The sequence below is a fragment of the Mycobacterium sp. OAE908 genome (assembly GCF_017872775.1).
In the GTDB taxonomy this organism is placed as follows: Bacteria; Actinomycetota; Actinomycetes; order Mycobacteriales; family Mycobacteriaceae; genus Mycobacterium.
In genome coordinates this window covers 2,834,573-2,855,866 of sequence record NZ_JAGGJL010000001.1, presented here as the reverse complement: position 1 = coordinate 2,855,866, position 21,294 = coordinate 2,834,573, and the positions used below count along the sequence as shown (strand labels likewise).

Genomic DNA, 21,294 nt, shown 5'->3' with positions numbered 1-21,294 from the left:
TCTAGTTCGAGTCTTGCACATAGGCTTCCAATTGCTTGAGCTTCTCCGGGTCGAGATAGAGAAACTCCCATTGGATGCCGTCGGGATCGGCGAAGTCGAACATGGAGCCCATACCCTGAGCGGTCCGGATTTCCGACCGTTTGACCTTCTGAAGGTCGAGCCAACGCGTCCACCGTTGAAGATCCTCCGACGACTGAGCAACTAGCGCGAGATGGTCTAAGCCGGTGGAGGTTGGGTCGAATTGGGCACCCCCGTTGCCGCTGTGCTCATAGAGATCGATTATCAGCGAACCGATTACCACGACAGCCATGCGGCCGGAAAACGCGGGACTGTCTCCGTCGTACGGGGTGCGCGCCAGTATTGCTCCGAGGACATCACAGTAGAAACTGATGCTGCGCTCGAGATTCGCCACTGACAGTCCAAGATGGCTCAGGCCCACTTGGTCCGGACGGTCGAGTGTGCTCTCCATGGAGTAGATGCTGCCACTCGGGCTACGGCGATCGAAGTTTTTGCAATGGGAATCGAGCTTGTCCTCTGTTGACTCATTGCTCTACCCAGCACTGCGACAAGCCGGATAGTAAACGTAGCGACGAAGTGGGGGGACCGGAGATGGCGCAACCCTCGGCATCTGAACTCAGCGTCCTGATCGTCGGTGGATCGGGCCTGGCCGGCGGGCGGGTCGCCTCCGCGCTGCTGGACAGCCCAGGCGTCTCCGTCGTGTTGGGCGCCCGCAGTGCAGCCCCGCTCCAGCGAGCCGCTGCGGAACTGGCATCCAAACACAACGCTGACCGCGTCTCCACGACCGTCGTCGATGCCACGGACCCGGCTAGCTTGGCGCGTGCCATCGACGGTTCACAAATCGTCGTAATAGCCGCCCACGTCAAGGAATTCGGTGCCATCGTCGCACGGGCAGCCATCACCGCCGGAGCCGACGTGGTATCCATCAACGCTTCGCGGACGCCTCATCCCATGGAACCGCTTCGGGCTGACGCCGAGAGGTCAGGACGCTGCCTCGTCACCGACGCCGGCATGTCACCAGGCCTGCCGGCATTCTTGATGCGCCTCGCCGGTGGTCGACTCGATCGAATGGAGACCGTCTTCGTCGGTGGCGCTGTGAGCAATCCAAACGGCTGGCCCCCTGACACGACAACAGAGATCGTCGAAGAACTCCCCCACCTCGAACCGCTCCTGTGGCGCGACGGTTCGTGGCAACGACGGCCCGTCGGCGGCGCCCTCGACGGACGATCCTTTGACCTCGGGCCGGCTTGGGGCCGCCGCCGCTGTTCCCTACTTTTCGCCGAAGAGCTGCGCGGCGTCCCGCCGCGTTTCCCGTCACTGCGTGAAGCCGCCAACTTCGGCTCAGTGAACGGCTTCGTTGATTTCGTTGCGTTGCCAACGGCGTTGATGACCATGAAGGTCGCGCCTAATAGGGTGCGTGACCCCGCGAGCCGGCTGCTCAGATGGGGCATGCGGCGTTTCGCCCGCCCACCGTTCGGCGCGATCTTGGTTGTCGAGGCCACCGGTGAGGTCGACGGCGCACCCGGCCGAATTCGTGTGAGCGTCAGCCACGGAGACGAGTACACGGCTACGGGGCTCGTAGTCGCCGCCTACATTTCGCAGTGGGCGGACCCACAGTGTCCTTCGGCGCGTACACCAGGCCTGCATCCAATGGGCCTGATTGTTGAGCCCGAATCATTCCTGCAACAACTTGCGAACCGGGGCTTTGGTATCGCCTAGAGGCTCGCCTGTTTCGAAACAGCCGTCAGTGCGGCTATGGCCTGATCTATCTGATCGCAGGCCGTGTCCGGTGTGGCAGGCAATCGATTGAGTTGCAAGTTGCTCGAAACTCGTTTAAACGGGACTATCGCCTTCAGCGCACCGCTTAACATTTCGGGGGCAATCTTGATCGGGGGGCCGATGCTCGAAATCGTCGACAGAGGGTCTTGCACTGACGCTCATCCGACGCCGCTGCTGTTTGTCCACGGTGCATGTCATGCAGCCTGGTGCTGGGACGAGCACTTCCTCGGCTTTTTCGCCGACAAGGGCTATCGTTCGGTCGCCCTGAGCCTGCGTGGCCACGGCGGAAGCTCTAACTCGAAACCGCTGCGCAACTGTTCAATTGCCGACTTTCTCAACGATCTGGTTTGTGTGGCCGACAGCCTTCCAGCGACACCCGTGGTGGTCGGTCATTCGCAGGGTGGCTTCGTGGTGCAGAAGTATTTGGAGTCACACCGTGCGCCTGCCGCCGTATTGCTCGCGTCCACCCCACCTCAGGGTGCAGCTGCAGGGCTCGCCCGATCTGTTGGAAGCCAGTTGCGCATGATGGCACAGCAGCCGTGGCCCAGTGCAAAAGCCGTAATGACCGGTAGAACGCCGCCTGCCGTGGAAGTCACCGATGCGCGGGTTCGCGATGTGTTCTTTTCGCCGGGAACGCCCGGCGCTCTCGTCACCCAATATATGGAGCGCCTCCAAGCGGAGATAAGCGCACGAGCACTTCTCGACATGATGTTTCTGAATCTGCCGAAGCCACAACGGGTAACGACGCCCATCCTTGTGCTCGGTGCACAACGCGATGGCAGCGTTACCGAACGTGAACTGCACGCCACCGCGCGCGCCTACGGCACACGGGCAGAAGTCTTCCCCGACATGGGGCACGACATGATGCTCGAGCCCGGATGGCAGTCAGTCGCCGAAAGAATCGACAGTTGGCTTGGCGGCCAAGGACTCTAGCGGCCGCGAAGTTTCGGCATGATGGCCGCCGGGCATATGAGGCGCATGGACAAGCTCGACCGACTTCGGCGTGCACAACGGCGGATCGTCAAAGTTCAGCGGCGCGTGTGGCTTGCGCAGGCGCTGATCTGGCCCACAGTCATTGCCGCTGTTTCCGCGGCCGGGGCTCTGCTCTACCTGCTGTGGCGGCGCCGGTCGCCTGATGGACGGCACGTGCTGCCGCAGACACCGGGGGATCACGAGACGGGCACGCTGCGCGTTGAGCCCGACGGCCGACTTTCGGCGGCTGAGGCATGAGACCACCGGCGGATGCCTAGCCGGAGAGCGACGACATCGGTTCGGCGGGCATCCCGCTCTCCCCAAAAGCACACCTCAGAGGCCTAGGCTGTTGTCAATGGCCGCAGCTTTTGATCTGCGTCGTTTGAATGTGCCGGTCGTTCAGGCCGGCATGGGTACCGTCGCGGGCCACGAGCTCGCGGCAGCAGTTTCGGAGGCGGGCGGTCTCGGAACGATCGCTGGCGCCCGCGCGGACATTGCAAAGGAAATTGCGGCCGCGCGCAGGCTCACCGGACGGCCGATCGCAGTGAACCTACTGCTGCCCTTCGTGCGGCCCGGTGATATTGAGGTCGCCGCTGGCGCCGACGTCATCGTGACTTTCTGGGGCGTTCCTCGCAGGCTGGACGCCACGACGTGGATCCATCAGTGCGGGTCCGTCGAAGAGGCCAAGGCGGCCGCCGCCGCGGGCGCGGACGCCGTGATCGCACAAGGCGTCGAAGCCGGTGGCCATGTCCGCGGGACCGTTCCGGCGCTTGCGCTACTCGAACAGATACGGGCCGCGGTGACGATACCTGTTCTGATGGCGGGCGGAATCGTAGATGCCGACGGTGTCGGAGAAGCGCTCGACGCCGGTGCCGTTGCCGCGGTAGTCGGTACTCGTTTCCTGTTGAGCGAAGAGTGTCACGCGCATCCTGAGTACAAGAAGCGGTGCATCGAAGCCAACGAAACGGTGCTGACCGAACTCTTCGGACTGGGCTGGCCCGACGCGCCGCACCGAGTGATCCCCAACGCTGCGACCCGCCGCTGGTTGGGGACCGACACACGAGGTCCGCGTTGGATTCGAACCGCGAATCGAGTCACCACGCGGCTGGCCAACCTAGTGCCGGAATCAGCCCAAAACCGTGTTGTCAGAGCGCAATTGCCCGGGCTTCCTTTTCTAATGGCGCAGCCGCCAACCGATGACGGTCCCGCCGCTCTTGTCGAGAACCGTCCGCTGTATGCCGGGACGAACGTCGGCCGCATCACCGATGTCCGCCCAGCCGCGGAACTCGTGCGCCTGCTCACTCCGTGACGCCACGCGATGGACTCGCGTAAGGCGGTGGCGCGTTCCGCCCGTGACCTACGATTGTCGGCGGCGAACTTGACCCGGGGGGCTGGCGATGCTCGAAGTGATTGACAAGGGATCCGCCACCGATTCACACCCGGTACCACTGCTTTTCGTTCATGGTGCGTGCATCGCGGCTTGGTGCTGGGATGAGCATTTTCTGGACTTCTTCGCCGCCAGGGGTTACCGGGCCGCGGCACTGAGTCTTCGCGGCCACGGTGCTAGCACTTTGTCCAAGCCACTCAATTCTTGCTCTGTCGCCGACTACGTGGACGATGTACGCGCCGTTGCTGCCACATTGGACGCCCCGCCAGTGCTCATCGGCCATTCCCTGGGCTGTTGGGTCGTACTGAAATACCTCACAACGCATGGCGCCGCCGCAGGAGTCCTCATGGCACCCGGCACACCGCAGGGACTACGACGATGGGCATTCCGCTCGATTCGCCGTCACCCGTGGAAGTTTCTGCGCGCCAATACTTTTGGCAGCGCGGTCGACCTATTCAACACGCCGGCCTTGGCGCGCGAATTCTGTTTCTCCCCACACACCCCCGACTCCGTTGTCACATCCTGTGCCGCGCGCCTGGAACTGGAGAGCTCAGGCGCCACCCGCGAGCTGATGAACCCACTTCCCGATCCCGACCTGGTGACAGCGCCGATGCTTGTACTCGGAGCAAAAGAAGACGGGTCGCGGATCGACGGTGACGCGCTCGCCGTGGCGCAGACGTACCAAGCAGACGTCGAGATCTTTCCCGACATGGGCCACGTCATGATGCTCGAACCCGGGTGGCGAGCGGTCGCGGAGAGAATCGACGGTTGGCTCCAGAACCAAGCCCTCTAGCTGACTCTCGGCGCGACGGCTACTGCCCGCGGCCCGTTTCCTTCTGCAGGCGATCGATCGCTTCGGAGGCCTCCGCTTTGGTCAGGCCGTCGGGCACCTCTTGCTTGGCCTCCTGCGCGAGCGTCTGAAGATAGCTGCGCTGTGGGCCGGTCATCGGCTCATCGCCAGTCACCCAGTCCGAGGTGTCTTTTTCGGGGTTCTGCAACTGCGCATCGTTACTCATGCGCGAGGAGTATCCATCGCACGCCTGTTCGAAACCCAGCACCCATGGCCCGCTTTGACCAGCGCTTTCCGGCCTGCCGAAAAATTTCGAAAAAACTTCTGGAAAAAAATGAGGAGACGGCTGGGCGTGGCTGCTCCTACCTGTGAACGCGGCACACGAGCCGCGACCAACCAACAGGAGAAACCAATGAACACCATCACCACCGTCCGCAACCGCATCACCGCCGCAGCCACCGTCGCCGTCGGCGCCGGCGCCGTCGCGATCGGCGCGCTGGCCCTCAGCGCTCCGGCCTCCGCGGTCACCAGCATCCAGCCGACCTGCGTGGAGCACCCCAACCTCTACGCCGACGGCGCCACCCTCGGTGTGTACAGCACGCAGAAGCACGGCTTCGACCGTGACCAGATCTGCAAGCTCTACGACCCCAGCTCCAAGCTGCTCGGTGTGTACACCACCACGGACTACGGCTACTACAAGATGGCCACCCCGGTCACCCCGCCGCCAGTCCTGTCTGCCCGCTGATACGCCGACTGAGCCGGCCGGACATCGTCCGGTCGGCCTCAAGTCGTTGCATGATCTTGTACAACCAGCAAAGATGACCTGCACGGGTCCGGCTTCCGGATCGCAGGGGGAGACATCATGACGGCTTCCACGTCCGTCCCGCCGTCGGAGTACGACGACGCCGACCTCGCTCGCGCAGCGGCAACAGGCGACCGCACCGCCCTGGGCGCGATATACGACCGCTACGCCGACCGACTACATGACTTCTGTGTGGGCATGCTGCGTGATCGTGAAGCAGCGGCGGACTGCGTCCAAGACGTGTTCGTCACCGCCGCAACGAAACTCGCTCAACTTCGGGAGGCCGACCGGCTTCGACCTTGGTTGTATGCGATCGCCCGCTCGGAGTGCCTCGCAAAAATCCGGGACCGCAAACGCGAACAACCGACCGAGGACATACCCGAAATGCACAGCCTCGATGAAAGCCCCGACACCATCGTCGCCCGCGCGGACCTCGTCGAGCTCATCCGCGACGTCAGCTGCGGACTCAGCGACCGCGACCGCGTCGTACTGGAACTCTCTTACCGACAAGGATTGACCGGGCCAGAGCTCGCCGACGCCCTGGGCGTCACCGGCAGAAACGCCTACAACCTTGTCGAGAGGCTCCGCGACACCGTAGGACGTTCCCTTGGCGCGCTGCTCATGTGCCGACGCGCGAAGGGCAACCCCGCAGCGTGCCCCGAATTGGCCGACATGCTCGCCGACTGGGATGGCGAGTTCACGGTGCTGACCCGCAAACGCGTCGCCCGCCACATCGACGACTGCGTCACGTGCGAGGGCCAGCGCGGCCAGATGGTCAACCCGGCCGCGCTGCTGGCCACGACACCGGTCGTTGCCCCAGCACCCGCATGGCTGCGTGAGCGCACGCTCGACCAAGCCATTCAGGCACTTCCTCCGACCACTCCCACTATCGGCCAGTCATGGTGGCCGCCAAGTGATTTCGATTTCAAAGACGTCGCCGAGCCGCCGGCTGACAAACCACGAGCCGACGGTCGCCGCGGGCGGGCCAGTCTTGGTGCGGTCCTGCTGCTGCTCGCCGGGGGCGGCGCGATTCTGCTCGCCGCACCGCCGCGCGACGTCGCCCCTGTCGATATGCCCACCAGTGATGTGTCGGACAGTTCGACGCTCACCACGGGATCGCCGACGACGGGCATTGCCAGTCGAACCGCGCCGAGCACCCCCACGCCGCTACCGCCGGCCGTCACGTCGAGGACGATCGATCCGACGTCGACGCCCGCCGGGGCTCCGCGCATTCAAAGCGACCCGCCCACCACTCGCCCGCAGCCGCCCGAGAGTCCGCCCGAAACCTCAACCAAAGTCACCAAACCCAGCGTCACTCACACCACGCCGCCGAAACCCTCACGCGTGGTGACCCAGCCATCCAACACTGCGCCGACGAACACTGCGACGAAGGTGAAGCCTTCGGTGCCGAAGGTTCAGCCGCCTGCCAAGTCGCCGACCGGCGGCGGTACCGGTGGCTCCGGACAAATCGGGTGACCGGCTTATTCAGCGGACTCCAGGATCGGCACCACGATCTCGTTCCGACGGCGAAACGGCAGGGTCCACGGCGGGTCGTATAACCACGTCGCCGGCTGCCCCGCCGCCTCGAAGCCGTAGGCCTGCAGTTCCTCCCGCAATTCGGCGGTGCGCTCAGCGACCGCGGCCGCGCTCGCAACGCCGTTGAACCGCAGCGCCGCAACCGATTCCGCGGGCACAGGAACCAGCCGGACCCGATCGTCGTCGGGCACCGGCAGCGACTCCATCGTGAAGTCCGCAGGCATATAGAACCGGATGACCCAGCCCGATGACGACGACGTACTGCTCACCGGTGCCGTCATCGCGATCTGTTGACCGACCGGAGCCGTCATGTCGATGTGAATACGGTCCCGGTTGCGTCCGAAGATGTAACCGGCCAGCCGGCGGAAGCCTTCGCTGCGCGCCGATACCTCGTCACCGCCCACGACCGTTTCTGCGGCGATCCGCGGACCGTACCGGCGGATCTGCACCTGCTTGGTCAACTGCTCTGAGCTGTGCGCCGGCTCCTCGACGGTACGGATGCCCACTACTGACACCGCCGACTCAGCCGCCTGAACAAGCGGTTTCGTCAATCTGTCTATCATCATTGATCCTTTCCGATCTGGCAGGCGTGCGCCACGCGACCCACACCGCAGCGCCACCGGCGGCTATCGCAAGCACGACGGCGGCGCTGTGCGTTGCGGTCAGAAACGCCTCGAGCGCCGCCTCCTGAATCCGTACACCGTTGGCTCCCAAGGCGTCCGCAATCTGCAGCGCCCCGCCTGGTGATTCGGTAACCGTCGCCCGCAGCGGCTCCGGAAGCAACGGCAGCCGCGATGTGACGACGTGCGTGTAGCGCTCCGCAAGCACCGAACCGGCGACGGCGATACCGATCGCGGCACCGATCTCGCGGGCCGCGTCGTTGACCGCGGATCCCAGCCCCTGCCGCTCGTCCCGCACCGCGCCCATGATCGCCGCGGTGGCCGACGCCGTGCACAACCCGATGCCCGACCCGATGACCAACACCGTCAACGCCAGCCGCAGGTACGGTGAATTTGTTTGGAGCAGCGTCATACTCGCGAAGCCAGCCGCAATCAGACCGAGGCCTGCGGCCAGTACCGACCGCAGGCCCAGGCGTGGCGCAAAGCGGAATGACAGCGCCGATAGTGCCACTACCGGCAGCGCGAACGGGGCAAACGCCAGCGCCGCCGTCAGCGCCGAATATCCCAACGACAATTGGGCGTACTGCATCGCCAGGTAGAAGAACGCGAACGTCGACGCGAACAGCGCCATCACCGTGGCCACCGCGGCGGAGAACCGTGCATCAGCGAATAATGCAATGTCCAGCAACGGCATAGCGCGCCTTCGCTCGACGATGACGAACAGCCAGCCCAATCCGAGGCCGGCCGCCAACCCTGCGATTGTCAGCGGATGATCCCAGCCGCGGTGCGGGGCGTCGAGAAGCGCCATCACCACCACCGCGATCGCAGCGGCGATCAGCGCAGAACCCGGCCAGTCGACCGGCGGCGCGTCGGGGTCACGCGACCGCGGCACCGAGCGCGCCATCACCGCGACCACGGCCGCCGCCACCCCGAGCGCCCAGCAGATGACACGCCAGTCCGAAAACTGCAGCAGCACAGCCGAACCCACCATGCCGACCACTCCTGCACACCCCGCGACGCCGGCCCACAGGCCGACGACCTTGGCGCGCTGGCGCGGCAATGCCTGCCCCATCAGCGCCAGCGTCGCAGGCATCACGAACGCCGCGCCCGCGCCGGCCACTACGCGCCACGCCACGATCGCCGCCGGACTGTCGACATACGCCGGAGCCACGGATGCGAGAGCGAAAACGGTGAGGCCGCCAAGCAGCGCGGCGCGCCGGCCGTAGCGGTCGCCGATCGCACCGGCAGGCAACAGCAGGCACGCCAGCGCTACCGTGTAGCCGTCCACGATCCACGTCAGCTGTGTCTGGGTGGCCGAGGTGGCGCGGGCGATGTCACCGAGTGCGGTGTTGAACGCCACCATCGAGCCGACCACAAGGGCCACGCCGGCGCAACCGGCCAGCAGCGTGGCCGCGGACTCGCGTCTCATTTCTTGTCGGCGGCAGCGTGTTTCGGTGTGCGCTTGGGTGTGGTCGGCTTGCTGTCAGTCGTGGAGCTGTCGGTGTCCGCCGTCTCCTTGGCGGTCGATTGGGGAGCCACCTTGTTGCCAGTCGTCGTCGTGGTCGGCGACTTGGCGTAGTGCAGCCCGATGTTGAATGCTCCGATGGTGTAGTCACCGGTGTTGAAGAAGCCGATGTTCCCGGTGCCAGTGTTTCCGATGCCGACGTTGAGCTTGCCGGAGTTGGCGATGCCGAAGTTGCGCACTCCGTCGTTCAGCGCGCCGACGTTGAAGTCGCCGCGGTTGCGGATGCCGATGTTGAAGTCGCCCTCGTTGGCCAAGCCGATGTTGAAGTCGCCGGTGTTGCGGACGCCGATGTTGAAGTTGCCCACATTGGATGCCCCCGTGTTGGCGACGCCCTGATTCGACAACCCGGTGTTGAAGACGCCGGTGTTGTTCGCACCGAGGTTGGGCGAGCCCGTCAGCAGACTCAGTTGAATGCCCGTATCCGCGGGCGCTGCGGCGACCGGCTGCGGGGCGGCGACCTTGTAATCCGTCACCGGCGCAGACACGGGGACTGCCGACACCACTGCCGGTGCCGTAGCGGCGGCCGGGGCGACGGCGGCTTGCACGTGCTGGGGCGCGTGCGGTGCTGCCGGCCCGGCTGCAATGACGGCTGCTCCCGCGACCGATAAGCCGGCCAGTAGATAGGTGCGCACACTGACGCGGGCGGGCAAGGCGTGGGCTTTAGGCGTGTTCATCTGCGGATTCCTCCTGGTGTGTGGTGGTGACCGGGGTGTACCCAGCTGAGAGTGATTCGATGCAGAATCGATGCAGGATGGGTCAGAAATTTTCACTTTCGTGAAAATGAGGACCTGCTCGGTACGCTAGGTGGCGAGGTTGAGTTGCCAGCCTTCTCTTACGGATCTCCGCGGAGCTGACGATTTTCGCTCCTCATCCGATTCCCGCACGGGAGAAGGTCGGTTTTTGTGTCGTTAACGCCCACTGGCAGCCACGCTCCTCTGCAGGTCAGCGCCGTTCGCACCCGTGAACAACTGGCCGAAGCGGTCACCGTCGACTTGAGCGGCTCGCTCAACGTCCGCCGCACCGCACTGAAGCTGATCGACTTGATCCAACCCGGGTTCGCCGACTGGGCGATGGTGGTCGTGCCCGACAGCACCTCCGGTGAACTCGTCATGGTGGGCGACGCCGAGCCCGGTGGGGTCGTCGTCACCCGCGCCCGCCTGGATGGGCTGCCACTGAGTCGCATCCTTGCCACCGGCCAGACCGAACAGATCGAGGGAAGTGAACTCTCGGGACTGGTCCCCGTCGATCCGTTCCTTCGATCAGCCATGGCGCTGGCGCCCGCTGAGGCCCTGGGTTTCGGGCTGACCGCGCGTGGCGCCACGTTCGGTGTGCTGGTGCTGCTGCGCCGGGCGAACTTCGGCTTCAACGCAGACGACATCGCCTTCGCCCAACGCATCGCCGCTCGGGCGTCGTTCGCGCTGGATTCCGCACGCCTCTACGAAGAACGAGCCGGTGTCGCGTCGACCCTGCAGCGCCATCTGCGACCGCCGGCACTGCCCGACATCGCAGGTGTCCGGCTGGCGGCCCGATACCGTCCGGCCGCCGAACATTTCGACATCGGTGGCGACTTCTATGACGTCACCGGCCGTGACGACGACTGGCTCGTCGCGCTCGGTGACGTCTGCGGTAAGGGTATCGAGGCAGCGGCAGTAACCGGCCAAGCCCGCCAAAGTATCTGCACTGCAGCATATTTCGACCACAATCCAGCCGCCGTGCTGAGCGCTTTGAACACCGTGCTGTATCGGTCGAGTTCGCCACAGTTCGTGACGGTGCTGTGCGCCCGGCTGCGTCCGCACCCCGACGGCACCCACGTCGACGTCGACCTCGCCACCGCCGGGCATCCCGCGCCGCTGGTGCTGCGCGCGAACGGCCGCGTGGAGCAGGTCGACGTCTACGGGATGGCTGTCGGCTTGGTGGCCGAAATGCGTTACGGCACCGCGACTCTGCGCCTTGACCGCGGCGACACCATGCTGATGTTCACCGACGGGATCGACGAAGCACGCGGCGCCACCGGCCAGTACGGCATGGACAGACTGCATTCACTGTTGCCCGCGTACGCGGGTGCCGCACCCGAGGCGGTATGCGAGGCGGTGGAACGCGACGTGATGGAATACCTCGACGGCCGCGCTCACGACGACATGGCGCTTCTCGCGGTCACATGCTCGAGCTAGCCGGTGTGCTGCAACGCTATGAGCAGGCGGTCGCTGACGGTGATCGGCAGGCCGTCGTCGCGCTGACCGAGGAACTGCTCGACAGCCAGTGCGAACCGCTCGACATCCTGATCGGAGTCGTCGCCGCGGCCCAACGCGCTATCGGCGAGCGATGGCAGCGGGGCGAATGGACAGTGGCGCAGGAGCATGCCGCCACCGCAATGGCAACGGCCGCAACGGAAATCGTCGCGGCCCGGATCGCCGAGACGCCTGTCACCCGCGGGCAGATCATCGTCACCTGCGCCGAGCGCGAATGGCATTGGCTGCCAGCCGCGATCATCGACTGTGCGCTGCGCGCCGACGGCTGGCAGACGACGGCGCTCGGACCCGCGACCTCGCCGCTGCGCCTCAGCCAGTACATCCACGACATCGGTCCCGATGCGGTAGCCGTGAGCTGTTCGGTGCTCGGCGCATTGCCGACGACGCGACGGTTCATCGAAGCCAGCGCCTCGGCCGGTGTCCCAACCGTCGTCGGCGGAGCGGCATTCGGAGTCGACGCCCTGCGCGCGCAAGCCCTGGGTGCCACAGCATGGGCGCCCGACGCTCGCAGCGCCGTCGAAGCCGCCGCCACTCTGCCCGTCGTGGTATCTGCGGTGGCTCCCCTGCCCGCGGATGTGGCCGGCGAACAGGCGGCACTGGAACTAGACCATCTGCGCCTGACCGATCAGGTTGCCCGCCAATGGATTGTGGGAGCGGAACCAGCGCTGCGTGCCGTCGCGCGCGATGCGGTGCCACACACGCTGCACGCCGTGTCGGCGGCCCTGCTCACCAACGATCCGCGCACCATCTCGGAGACGGCGGCATGGCTGGGCGCCCTGCTGGCCAACCGCGGCGTCGAATCACCTGTTGCCGTCGAGGACCTGAGCCGCGTGCTTCTCACCGCGCTGATCGACTTTCCGCTCAGCGTCGAGCTGGTTCGAAACCATTTCGCGCTGAACTAGTTTCGGGCGTCACCAAGCGGCCGTTGCTGCCTTCGGGCACGACGAACACCGGCTTGTCGGTGTGTGCGATCACCGCAGACGCCACGCTACCCTGCAGGTGCCCCAGCACCCCGCTGCGCCGGTGCGGCCCGAGCACGATCACGCTCGCGTCGAGGTCGTCGGCGGCAGCCACGATGCCCTTCCATGTCGGCGCCGCTTCCACCGCCATGCTCTGTGCCTCGAAGCCGGCGCGCTCTGCCAACGACGCCCCGTGGGCGGCCGTCCTCTCGGCGGCCTGCCGCACCTGCGTGGCCTTGTCGGCGTCGAAACGCGTCGAGTCGGTCGGGGTGAAGCCGACGTCGGCGGTCTGCCAGACACAGACGACGACCGCGCATCGGCCCGGTGCGAATTGATCCGCCGCGTGCTCGATGGCCCGCTGCGCGAGATCGGTTCCGTCGTAGGCGAATACCACCGGACCGGTAGACGTCGGCTGCAGCGCGGGCGGCGGTGCAACGCGACCAACCGGTACGGCTGCCGACGGCAGACCCCTGATTCGCGCCAGCAGCGGCGGCGAATACCAGGCAGGCGAATCGCCGTCGAGGAACTCGTCGAGGTCCGGTGTCTGAGGCCGTGCACCACTGAGCAGATAGATCATCACGCCGAACACCGCTCCACCGATCGCCAACCCGAAACCGATCCATAGCGTGACGCGCGTGCCCGCATTCAAGTCTCCCGGCAGCGCGTCGGCGATGTGGGCCAGGATCGGTGCCACCATGAATGCGGCCACCGCCCTGAGCAATTCGATGATCGCGAACACCCTCTGCAGGCTCGCCGACTGCAGCGAGAAGCCCGCAACGAACAGCGCAGGCGCCACCGTCGCCCCCAACGCCAGACCGGTCAAGCCCGAACCCAGCAGTGCGAGCGGCACATTCGCGGGAAGCGCGAACCAGAACACCACGATGCCCGCCGCCAGCAGCACCATGCCCACCAGCGGCAGATAGTGCATCGCGCGGCGGGTGATGACGAAGCCGAACACCACGGCCATCACGACGGCACCGCCGAGTTCGGGCAGATACAGCAGACCGACCTCGACCGGGCTGAAGCTCTGCAACAACACGTTGGCCGTCAGCGCAGTCGCGGCAATCGACGCCGCGGCCGCGAACAACGCCACCCCGACACCGGCGACAGGGATGGCACTCGTCACCATCGTGCGGATCGTCAGCAGCGGCCGCTGTGCCTTGAACTGGTAGACGATCAACACCACGATCAGCGCCAGACCACCGAGCATGGGCGCCGTCGCGGCGATGTCGTGTAGACCGTGTGTGGTGAGCTGTGCGGCGCCGACGAACGCCGCCGTACATCCGACCGTCGCCAACGCGATGGCCGTCAAGTCCGTCGGCGCATCGCGATCGGCGGGCGGCGCGTCCTCGAACGTCAACGCCGCCATGACCAACGCCAACAACGCGATCGCGGCGACGATCCAGAACAGCGGCCGCCACGCATGCGCTTCGGCCTGCGCACCCCCGATGAACGGACCGATCGCGACGGCCCCGAACACGCACATGTTCATGATCACCGCGGTGTTGCGCAGCTTGTCCCTCGGAAAGCCGATGGTCAGGGGCGGCGCAGCGGCGATCAGCAGCATGCTCGTCGCCAGTCCCTGCAGCACGTGACCGCCGATGAACATGCCGGCGCTCTGCGCAGACGCGGTCAACACCGATCCGATTACGAGCACCACCGCGTAGCCGAGCAGCATCCGTCGCTGCGGCAGGTGCTGGGCGAACTGGACCGCGAGCACCGTGCCCACTGCATACGTCGCGTTCCCCAACCCCGAGCTCAGGCTCATGGTCTGCGCCGTCATGTGCAGGTCCCTGCAGATGATCTGGACAAGCGGGTCGATCGCCGCCGACAGCGCCAGGTAAGGAATCAAGGCGAGCGTGACCATGGCGGCCACGGCGGGATATCGCCCCGCTAGCGGTCCCTGCCGCATCAGCGCTGCCCGAGGACGGCTGACGACAAGGACGCGGGGTTCGCTACTGGTCTGGGCACGTGCTCCGGAAACCCAGATGCGCGAGTTTCTATTCCCCGTCCAGCAGATTCACAGGAACGAATTACGGCGAGAGCGGGATCGTCGTCACCGGCGCCGAGCCGGAACCTCCACTGCCGCTTGATGATCCGCCACCGCTCGACGGCGCCTCGATCACCGGAGCAGGCGCCGGCTTCTCAATGACCGGAGCCGGTGCCGGTGCCGGCGCGGGTTCCGGTGCCACGGCCGGCGGAACGTACGCGGGCGCTGCCGGCGGGACGTATGCGGGCGCCTGCGACACCGGCGACTCGGGCTGCGGCGCAACCGTCACCGGTGGCGCGGTCTTCTCGATGACCGGAGGCGGCGCCTCCGACGACGTGGTGGTTGTCGTCGTCTGTGTGGTCGTGGTCGTCGGGGTCGTGGTGGTCGTCGTCGGTGTGGTCGTCGTTGTCGTCGGCGTCGTCGTGGTGGTCGTCGGCGTCGACGTCACCGTCGTCGTGAACGTCGGCGGCGGGAACGGGTTGAACGGCGGGAACGGGATCACCGGCGGAATCGGGACCACCGGCACCTCCGGCGCAGGACCCTCCGCGGGAGGCAGCGGTGGCTGCGGGGCCGGAGCCTCCGGCGCGACGCTGTTGGGGCCGCGGTTAATCCCCACGCTCGGCGCAGGGGCCGCAGGCGCAGGCGCAGGCGACACCACCGCGACCGGCAGCGCCACCGGATCCGGTTCGTGCGGCACCTGCGGCAGGAAGCGCCCCGGCACGGTCTCCGGCTGAATGGCCTGCACCGGCTGTGCCTGCACGTCTGCCGCAGGCCGGATCGTCACCGCGACCGAAACCGCCAGCGTCGCGAACGCCACCACCACGAACGCCAGGGCACTGCCCATCAGCACTGTTCTCGGCGGCGGAGGCGCGATCATCGCCGTATACGCCTCTTCGTCCTCCAGCTCCGGGACGAACTCCTCGAGCTGTTCAAAGGGCAGCTCGTACTCGCCGGGCTCCTCCTGTGAGTACGCCAGCTGCGGCCCAACCGCCGCGGAATCCGCCGACGGCGCCATCTGCGTAGCCTCCGCGGCCGCGGGCGCCATCAACGTCGCATCGCTGACCGCCGACGCCATCAACGTCGCCTCCGCGGCTGCCGGCGCCATCATCGTCGCGGCCCCCGCCGGATAGCCGGACTCCTGCGCCGTGTCCGCCGCACCCCGCGCGATCGCATAGCTCGCATCCGGCGGCACCTCCACCGGCGCCGTCGAACTCAGTTCTGCTGCAATGGAATTCAAGTCCAGCCGCTGACCGACCAGCATGATCCGGGTGACCTCGGGGCCAGGCACGCTCTGCAACACCGCCGCACATGCGACCGCGGCCCCCGCCGCGCCGATCGGCACCGACGCCAACACCGACGTCGACTCCTCGTCCTCGCCGACCGCGGTCAGCGACACGGTGTCGTCGTCAGCCAGCAACAACGCGGCGTCCGCGCCCATCTGCCGGGCCAGCGCCGCGGCCGCCTCGGCCTCGCCGACAGCTTCGACGTTCGGCACTCCCGCGCTCACGACGGTCTGTCGCAGCGTCTCGGCCGCCGCCGGGTCGGGCAGGCACAGTCGCGTCGCAGCCACCCGGTTCCCCGAGTCGGCCACCTCGCGATAGGTGCCGACGATGGTCTCGGCCAGGTCGGTCATCGCATCGTCGGGCAGGTCCAGCGCGTACTGGTCGAACACCTGACCACCTGCGCCGACCATCGCCAGGCGCGCCACCCGTCCGGTGACCGCTACCCCGACGACTACATCCACGACTCCACCCTTTCACAACGTTGCTTGTGCCCGAGAGCAAAAATGAGCACCCTAAGTGGCGACCCCTCGCGCCACTCAGAGAGGAAATCGCCACGTGAGCGACTCGCGTTACGACGCGCCGGCCACCGTCGCGGTGCCAACCACCGCCGCGCCCGCCGTCGCCCGGTCGCCCCGCGTCGGCTATGTGCCCGCCCGCACCAACATCATGCGCGACGGCATCGCGGTCGGCCTGCTCGTCCTGGCGCTGCTCCTGCCGTGGAGCCTCGTGTTCGGCCTCGGCGTCCCCGGCAGCGATGGCCTGCTCTTCGGCCTCGTCGTCGTGGTCACGCTGCTGGCACTGGCCGCTGCGCTGGCGCCACACTTCGGGCCGCTGCGGCTGAACGGCCCGCAGCCCGACGTTCGACGCACCAGCCTCATCCGGTTGCTGCTGAGCCTGCCCTACGCGATAGTCGCCATCTGCTTTGTGGGCTACCACCTTGTGCAGACGGTTCGCGACGGCGGAACCGGCTTGGTGCCGCCGGGTGTGGGGCCTGGTTTGATGGTCGGTATCGGCGGCGCGATGCTGGCCGCGCAGCCGCCGGTCACCAGTATCACTATCGAGGACAACCGTTTTCGGCGTTGGTACGCGGTCGCCCGGCTGCTGGGTGCGGTGTCGATCGCGCTCGCGACTCTCGCGGTTGCCTTCAACGTCTATTGGCGACTGCGCTACCTGTTCGTGACGGATGTCGACTTGGGCGGTCAGGATGCCGCCGTCATCATCACGACGCTGCTCTACGGCGCGGAGGCGATGATCGCGTTGGTCATCGCGTCACGCTGGCTCATCGAGAAATCCGCCGCCGCACGACTGTCCACAACCGCGCTTGGCGCTTCGGCTGCGTTCGCCGCAACTCTGGTGTGGATCCTGCCCGTTGGCCGCGATATCGACGCCTTCCACGGCATCGCGCAGAACACGTCGACGGCCGCCGTCGGCTACGAGGGCTGCCTGTTCTGGGCCGCGGCCGCGGCGATCGTCGCCCCGACGACGCTGTACGCCGTCTTCCTGATCAAGCCGCCGACCCTGGGCGCATACCGCTCTGCTGCGCAAAAATGTCTGACCCTCATCGCGTTCTGGGCATTCGCCGCGGCCGCATTGCGGGTCGTCGACTACCTGATCGCGTTATCGCTGGATCTGCCGCGCGCCCTGTTCGACAGCGCTGCGATGACCGCGTTCAACCTTGTCGCCGGCGTGATTGCGACGTGGCTGCATCGCCAACTCGGCAAGGGCGACCCGGCGCCGACCGTGATCGCGGCCTTCAGCGGGGTCTTGTTCGTTTTCACGGTCGCGAATCTGGCCATCGGTCTCGCGCTCGCCCCGCGTTACGCCGCGTCGGCGCCCGACGCGATCTACGGCAACAACCTGGCCCAGCAGATCACCAGCACGTTCGACGTGGTGATCTGTGCGCTGAGCCTGACCGTGCTGATCGCCATGCTGTTCACCGGTCCGCTGGCCGCGTATCTGGGGCGTCGACGCGAGACACCGGTCGCACCCGCACCGCTGCCTACACCTGAGCCGCCCACCGCTGAGCCGACCGCGCCGCCCACGATCGCGCGGCACCCACAAGCGTCGAGCATGCCGAGAATCGCTCGGATCAAAGAAGATTCGACGACCGTGCTCGAGGCGCCCGCGACGGAGCAGATCTCTCCTGCGACCGCCACGCTGCGGATCAAGCGCCGCGAACCGGAGAACTAGTCACTGCATTCGCAGTCGCACAGGCGCTCGACGAAGGTCGCTGGCCGCGACCTCAGCGTGAACCGGGAAGACGCCTTCTGCGACGCAGCGCGTTGGCGACTTACTACATTTGCGAGAAGCGCTCGATCTGCAAAGTCAGGACTCAACCGTGCCCACAGCTGCTGAACAACTTCGGAACGACCCCCACATCGAGACGATCAAGCGGTACTACCGTGCCTGCACCGCGGGCGACGTAGACGGTGTGGTCGCGTGCTGCACTGCTGATGTCACCCAGTACATGCTCGAGCCGGGAGCAGCCCCGGTGCATGGTGCCGAGCACCTTGGGCGGTTCTGGCGAAAGACCGTGCGCATCATCAGTGCCGAATGGAATGTCGAACACGCAATTGCCTGCGACGACGAGGCCGTCATCGAGTGGAGCATGCGCTGGACCTCGACCCAGGACGGCCAACGCTACATCGTGCACGGCGCGGAGTGGTACGTGTTCAAAGGTGGGTTGATCTCCGAGATTCGCGCTTACTACCGGCACCGTTCGCCCGAAGACACCGGGCTCGACGGCTTCCCATACGCCGAGCGAGGCTACAGCGTGATCAATCGAACTAGCTAACACGCGCTGCCCTCATCGAATCAGCCAAAAAGTCGCCTTCGCAGTCCGCGGCGTTCGGGCTATCCTTCGCCGCCGAGTTCGGATTCGTCCCGCTCGTTCTCGGCGGTGTCCTGAGCCACCGGGGCGTCATCAAGCCAGTCTCGGACGTCGACGCCGAGGCGGTCGGCTGACAGTTGGGCGAAGTCGACGGCCAGTACCGCCATCGCAGCCAAGACTTTCAAAGCCCTTCCGCTGCGGTGGATCTCGGACATCACCGCACTGAGTGCCTGATTGTCATCGGCCGATAGTGCCCTGAGGTATCGGCGAGCGTCGGCAAATTCACGGTCGACGTGGGCCGCTTTCCTGCGGAAGTCGTCCGGTGACGGCAGATCCTGGGGCGTCTCGGTCATGGTTGTTCTCTTCCGCCTAGCCGTTGGGGCAGGGCGCGGGAATCCACATCGCCCAGCACATGCCCGGAGGCGGAGGCAGCCCGGGAGGCGCGGGGGCCGGAGGAGCTTGAGGGGGCGGAGGATTGGGACCCTCATAGATGCCTTGGCCTTGGTTGGCGTCCTCGGGGGCGACATGCCAGTAGGTGTGGCACACGTTCATGTCCCAGGTCACCGGGTTGTAAATGTGATTCTGGGTCAAGTGGAAAAGGGAATCCCCTGGGCACCAGTGATTTGGGCCGTAGCACATGCCATTGACCCGCGTGGGCGGCGAACAATCGTCGTCTGCGTTGGCGATTCCCGCTCCAAGACCGACCAGCCCACCCGACACCAACAAAGCGGTTGCAAGCCCCACAGTTAGTCGCTTCATCGTTCTCCCTTTCACGATGCCGGCCGTCGCCGGTCACGCGGAGCCTGCGACTGACGCCTTGGCGAATTCTTGGTGCGCAGTTCAACCCCTATCCGGTAGCGCCGGGTGCGCGAACAACCATGTGCACACCGGGGAAATAGCCCGCCATCTCCGACCGCGCCTTGCGCAGCGCCGCAGTACCGTAACCGTGCTGTCGGTGCTCCGGATGAATCCACACCCGAACGTTCACCTCGCCGTCGACCAGCTCGCCGAACACCATTCCGACTGTCTGCGTTCCGTTTTCGGCGACCAGCCACACCGCGTCCTCGGCGTCGATCCGCCCCAGCGCCGAGCGGATCTCGTCATCGAGACTTCCGGCAGGGCTGCCGGAGCCGTCGCCCGCGGCACCGATATCGGTCGTCCGCGCCCCGAAGAGGTCGCGGTCCGTCTTGCTGGAGAACGGCCGCAGTATAAGGTGCTGGCCGGAGCTCTCCGGCCGCTCGATCAGCGTGAAGGTGAGCTGGCTGTTGAGGTCGTCGAGTTCGGCGGCGATCCGTTGACGCGAGTCCTTGGTCAGTCGATGCAGCGGCATACCCACCACCGCCTCGGCGCCCAACGGCGTGATGCCGAGCAACGTGGCAACCGCTTCCACGGCCGCGGCCCGGTTCTCGGCGTCCACGATCGCGTCGAGCACCTCATGGCGACGGTCAAGCGCGGCGATCAGGGCATCGGTGATCTCGCGGCGCGAGGCGGCGCGGTCGTGGTCGGCCATGGCGTCAAGCGTAGACCGGAGCGGTAAACCCCGTTGTGCTCGCGACATTTCCGGTCAGCTTGCAAACCTACGGACACGCCTGCGAAATGTCGGGTGGTAACAGGTGTTCGGGCCTTGTTGTTCCTGCGCGCCGATCCCGAGCAGGTTGCCGACCATCGACGTGTCATTGGGTGCGGCCGCGGTCATCATCGCCTCGTGGGCAAGATCGGAGTCGGTATACGGCGGTACCACCAGCAGAACAATCCTGCCACCGGTGAGGCCGAGTACTTCGATCGTGTTTGTCGGCTGCCGAAGGTATCCATCGAGCCGTACCAGTCGCCCGCCCGTGTCCAACTTCGGGGCGGAATCCGACCACTCATTGAGGTTGTAGAGCACGCGGTCAATGCGCCCGAGCCGAACCGACAGCACCGCCAGCAGATCTGGGAGCTCCGCGGCGAGATCGCCGCTGCGGGGCCACCATGCCCCGTCGACATGCCCACTGTGGGGCGCCTTGGGCTTCAGGCGCAGTCGTGGCGTGTGATCGGGCGGTGCGGATCGTTGTTCGGTCTCGGTGCGAACTTGTCTCAGCGTCATTGTGACGCTCCTGTCTTGACCGCGAACCGGCCAGATCCTTCAAATCGACGACGACACAACCTTGAACGGTCGCATGACGAAGTACCGGCGATCTGTCTTCAGTCTACCTTGGCTGTCCAGCTCTGCGCCGTAACAATCTAGATCGTTGGGACACAGCCGATTTCATCGACCGCCCGGTCCGTCGGCGCTGTTGACGACAAAGACCTCAATCGAGCGTGTACTGGGGGCCTACCAGCAGATATGAGACCTTGAATGCTTGTCATCCACATTGCCGACCGGGCGACGCGGTGAAGTCCCTCGTATCGCGGCTACTGCGAACGGATCTGTGGCCCGCCGCGAGTCGCGCGGCCGATGCCCGCCGGGCTGTCGCCCGTCATCTCCGCAAGCTGGCGTTCATCGATCGAGATCACGACACCAGGCTCGAACATCAGGCGCGAGCCGACTCGTCGGATCAATCTTAAGGACGAGCAT

22 protein-coding genes are annotated in these 21,294 nt (G+C 66.0%); 11 read left to right on the top strand and 11 right to left on the bottom strand.

The annotated features are described in order from the left end of the window. Position 1 precedes the first annotated feature (1 nt). The gene (locus tag J3E61_RS14100) at positions 2 to 469 is read right to left on the bottom strand and encodes a VOC family protein (RefSeq protein ID WP_210083970.1); all 468 of its coding nucleotides are present in this window, start codon (positions 467 to 469) and stop codon (positions 2 to 4) included. A 140-nt stretch (positions 470 to 609) separates the two neighbouring features. On the opposite strand from J3E61_RS14100, the gene J3E61_RS14095 reads away from it, so the two are divergent. The 5 genes from J3E61_RS14095 to J3E61_RS14075 all read left to right on the top strand — a co-directional run bounded on the left by J3E61_RS14095 (position 610) and on the right by J3E61_RS14075 (position 4,949). Then, positions 610 to 1,737, top strand: a complete 1,128-nt coding sequence (locus tag J3E61_RS14095) for a saccharopine dehydrogenase NADP-binding domain-containing protein (RefSeq protein WP_210083969.1) — start codon at positions 610 to 612, stop codon at positions 1,735 to 1,737. A gap of 180 nt (positions 1,738 to 1,917) precedes the next feature. Next, entirely contained in the window at positions 1,918 to 2,730 is an 813-nt protein-coding gene (locus tag J3E61_RS14090; protein ID WP_210083968.1) for an alpha/beta hydrolase, read from the top strand. A gap of 45 nt (positions 2,731 to 2,775) precedes the next feature. Further along, positions 2,776 to 3,027, top strand: a complete 252-nt coding sequence (locus J3E61_RS14085; protein ID WP_210083967.1) for a hypothetical protein — start codon at positions 2,776 to 2,778, stop codon at positions 3,025 to 3,027. Between the two features lie 97 nt (positions 3,028 to 3,124). Beyond that, positions 3,125 to 4,078: a nitronate monooxygenase gene (locus tag J3E61_RS14080; RefSeq protein ID WP_210083966.1), complete on the top strand. Its 954-nt coding sequence runs from the start codon at positions 3,125 to 3,127 to the stop codon at positions 4,076 to 4,078. Between the two features lie 88 nt (positions 4,079 to 4,166). Continuing rightward, positions 4,167 to 4,949, top strand: coding sequence for an alpha/beta hydrolase (locus J3E61_RS14075; RefSeq protein WP_210083965.1), 783 nt, complete (start codon positions 4,167 to 4,169; stop codon positions 4,947 to 4,949). Between the two features lie 19 nt (positions 4,950 to 4,968). Here J3E61_RS14075 and J3E61_RS14070 read toward each other — a convergent pair whose 3' ends face one another. Continuing rightward, positions 4,969 to 5,172, bottom strand: coding sequence for a DUF3072 domain-containing protein (locus tag J3E61_RS14070; protein ID WP_210083964.1), 204 nt, complete (start codon positions 5,170 to 5,172; stop codon positions 4,969 to 4,971). 186 nt (positions 5,173 to 5,358) lie between these two features. Between J3E61_RS14070 and J3E61_RS14065 the strand changes: the two genes are divergently transcribed. Then, positions 5,359 to 5,691 (top strand): hypothetical protein, encoded by a 333-nt coding sequence (locus tag J3E61_RS14065; protein WP_210083963.1) that lies wholly within the window; start codon positions 5,359 to 5,361, stop codon positions 5,689 to 5,691. Positions 5,692 to 5,808: 117 nt separating this feature from the next. Then, the gene (locus J3E61_RS14060; protein ID WP_210083962.1) at positions 5,809 to 7,224 is read left to right on the top strand and encodes a sigma-70 family RNA polymerase sigma factor; all 1,416 of its coding nucleotides are present in this window, start codon (positions 5,809 to 5,811) and stop codon (positions 7,222 to 7,224) included. 5 nt (positions 7,225 to 7,229) lie between these two features. Here the strand turns inward: J3E61_RS14060 and J3E61_RS14055 are convergent, their stop codons facing one another. From J3E61_RS14055 to J3E61_RS14045, 3 genes are read right to left on the bottom strand one after another with little or no spacing between them, the layout of a single operon-like run. Then, complete coding sequence (locus tag J3E61_RS14055) at positions 7,230 to 7,847, bottom strand: heme-binding protein (RefSeq protein WP_192725303.1); 618 nt, start codon at positions 7,845 to 7,847, stop codon at positions 7,230 to 7,232. Beyond that, entirely contained in the window at positions 7,807 to 9,333 is a 1,527-nt protein-coding gene (locus tag J3E61_RS14050; protein ID WP_210083961.1) for an MFS transporter, read from the bottom strand. Before J3E61_RS14050 ends, J3E61_RS14055 begins: the two co-directional genes overlap by 41 nt. After that, positions 9,330 to 10,103: a hypothetical protein gene (locus tag J3E61_RS14045; RefSeq protein WP_210083960.1), complete on the bottom strand. Its 774-nt coding sequence runs from the start codon at positions 10,101 to 10,103 to the stop codon at positions 9,330 to 9,332. The genes J3E61_RS14050 and J3E61_RS14045 overlap by 4 nt, the downstream gene beginning before the upstream one ends. A gap of 261 nt (positions 10,104 to 10,364) precedes the next feature. Here J3E61_RS14045 and J3E61_RS14040 point away from each other — a divergent pair, with 261 nt between their 5' ends. Together J3E61_RS14040 and J3E61_RS14035 are read left to right on the top strand one after the other, a co-directional pair. After that, positions 10,365 to 11,600 carry a SpoIIE family protein phosphatase gene (locus J3E61_RS14040; RefSeq protein ID WP_210085551.1) on the top strand — a complete coding sequence of 412 codons (1,236 nt, stop codon included), beginning with the start codon at positions 10,365 to 10,367 and terminating at the stop codon, positions 11,598 to 11,600. Further along, a complete protein-coding gene (locus tag J3E61_RS14035; RefSeq protein ID WP_210083959.1) occupies positions 11,588 to 12,580 on the top strand; it encodes a B12-binding domain-containing protein in 993 nt (330 codons plus the stop codon). The genes J3E61_RS14040 and J3E61_RS14035 overlap by 13 nt, the downstream gene beginning before the upstream one ends. Here J3E61_RS14035 and J3E61_RS14030 read toward each other — a convergent pair. Then, positions 12,540 to 14,549, bottom strand: a complete 2,010-nt coding sequence (locus J3E61_RS14030; RefSeq protein WP_210083958.1) for an MFS transporter — start codon at positions 14,547 to 14,549, stop codon at positions 12,540 to 12,542. The genes J3E61_RS14035 and J3E61_RS14030 overlap by 41 nt on opposite strands. 121 nt (positions 14,550 to 14,670) lie before the next feature. Continuing rightward, entirely contained in the window at positions 14,671 to 16,320 is a 1,650-nt protein-coding gene (locus J3E61_RS14025; protein ID WP_210085550.1) for a hypothetical protein, read from the bottom strand. 145 nt (positions 16,321 to 16,465) lie between these two features. Between J3E61_RS14025 and J3E61_RS14020 the strand changes: the two genes are divergently transcribed. Beyond that, positions 16,466 to 18,100 carry a hypothetical protein gene (locus J3E61_RS14020; RefSeq protein WP_210083957.1) on the top strand — a complete coding sequence of 545 codons (1,635 nt, stop codon included), beginning with the start codon at positions 16,466 to 16,468 and terminating at the stop codon, positions 18,098 to 18,100. A gap of 148 nt (positions 18,101 to 18,248) precedes the next feature. Further along, positions 18,249 to 18,704, top strand: coding sequence for a nuclear transport factor 2 family protein (locus tag J3E61_RS14015; protein WP_210083956.1), 456 nt, complete (start codon positions 18,249 to 18,251; stop codon positions 18,702 to 18,704). Between the two features lie 59 nt (positions 18,705 to 18,763). On the opposite strand, the gene J3E61_RS14010 is transcribed toward J3E61_RS14015, so the two are convergent. From J3E61_RS14010 to J3E61_RS13995, 4 genes are all read right to left on the bottom strand, one after another. Then, positions 18,764 to 19,093: a hypothetical protein gene (locus tag J3E61_RS14010; protein WP_192725309.1), complete on the bottom strand. Its 330-nt coding sequence runs from the start codon at positions 19,091 to 19,093 to the stop codon at positions 18,764 to 18,766. Between the two features lie 16 nt (positions 19,094 to 19,109). Continuing rightward, complete coding sequence (locus J3E61_RS14005) at positions 19,110 to 19,331, bottom strand: hypothetical protein (protein WP_210083955.1); 222 nt, start codon at positions 19,329 to 19,331, stop codon at positions 19,110 to 19,112. 256 nt (positions 19,332 to 19,587) lie between these two features. Next, entirely contained in the window at positions 19,588 to 20,250 is a 663-nt protein-coding gene (locus J3E61_RS14000; protein WP_210083954.1) for a GNAT family N-acetyltransferase, read from the bottom strand. A 54-nt stretch (positions 20,251 to 20,304) separates the two neighbouring features. Continuing rightward, the gene (locus tag J3E61_RS13995) at positions 20,305 to 20,823 is read right to left on the bottom strand and encodes a hypothetical protein (protein ID WP_192725311.1); all 519 of its coding nucleotides are present in this window, start codon (positions 20,821 to 20,823) and stop codon (positions 20,305 to 20,307) included. Positions 20,824 to 21,294 lie beyond the last annotated feature (471 nt).

Excerpts from the sequence above, each read along its gene's own strand:
- J3E61_RS14100 (WP_210083970.1), bottom strand. The coding sequence starts at position 469 with ATGGAGAGCACACTCGACCGTCCGGACCAAGTGGGCCTGAGCCATCTT.
- J3E61_RS14095 (WP_210083969.1), top strand. The coding sequence starts at position 610 with ATGGCGCAACCCTCGGCATCTGAACTCAGCGTCCTGATCGTCGGTGGA.
- J3E61_RS14090 (WP_210083968.1), top strand. The coding sequence starts at position 1,918 with ATGCTCGAAATCGTCGACAGAGGGTCTTGCACTGACGCTCATCCGACG.
- J3E61_RS14085 (WP_210083967.1), top strand. The coding sequence starts at position 2,776 with ATGGACAAGCTCGACCGACTTCGGCGTGCACAACGGCGGATCGTCAAA.
- J3E61_RS14080 (WP_210083966.1), top strand. The coding sequence starts at position 3,125 with ATGGCCGCAGCTTTTGATCTGCGTCGTTTGAATGTGCCGGTCGTTCAG.
- J3E61_RS14075 (WP_210083965.1), top strand. The coding sequence starts at position 4,167 with ATGCTCGAAGTGATTGACAAGGGATCCGCCACCGATTCACACCCGGTA.
- J3E61_RS14070 (WP_210083964.1), bottom strand. The coding sequence starts at position 5,172 with ATGAGTAACGATGCGCAGTTGCAGAACCCCGAAAAAGACACCTCGGAC.
- J3E61_RS14065 (WP_210083963.1), top strand. The coding sequence starts at position 5,359 with ATGAACACCATCACCACCGTCCGCAACCGCATCACCGCCGCAGCCACC.
- J3E61_RS14060 (WP_210083962.1), top strand. The coding sequence starts at position 5,809 with ATGACGGCTTCCACGTCCGTCCCGCCGTCGGAGTACGACGACGCCGAC.
- J3E61_RS14055 (WP_192725303.1), bottom strand. The coding sequence starts at position 7,847 with ATGATAGACAGATTGACGAAACCGCTTGTTCAGGCGGCTGAGTCGGCG.
- J3E61_RS14050 (WP_210083961.1), bottom strand. The coding sequence starts at position 9,333 with ATGAGACGCGAGTCCGCGGCCACGCTGCTGGCCGGTTGCGCCGGCGTG.
- J3E61_RS14045 (WP_210083960.1), bottom strand. The coding sequence starts at position 10,103 with ATGAACACGCCTAAAGCCCACGCCTTGCCCGCCCGCGTCAGTGTGCGC.
- J3E61_RS14035 (WP_210083959.1), top strand. The coding sequence starts at position 11,588 with ATGCTCGAGCTAGCCGGTGTGCTGCAACGCTATGAGCAGGCGGTCGCT.
- J3E61_RS14030 (WP_210083958.1), bottom strand. The coding sequence starts at position 14,549 with ATGCGGCAGGGACCGCTAGCGGGGCGATATCCCGCCGTGGCCGCCATG.
- J3E61_RS14025 (WP_210085550.1), bottom strand. The coding sequence starts at position 16,320 with ATGGTCGGCGCAGGTGGTCAGGTGTTCGACCAGTACGCGCTGGACCTG.
- J3E61_RS14010 (WP_192725309.1), bottom strand. The coding sequence starts at position 19,093 with ATGACCGAGACGCCCCAGGATCTGCCGTCACCGGACGACTTCCGCAGG.
- J3E61_RS14000 (WP_210083954.1), bottom strand. The coding sequence starts at position 20,250 with ATGGCCGACCACGACCGCGCCGCCTCGCGCCGCGAGATCACCGATGCC.
- J3E61_RS13995 (WP_192725311.1), bottom strand. The coding sequence starts at position 20,823 with ATGACGCTGAGACAAGTTCGCACCGAGACCGAACAACGATCCGCACCG.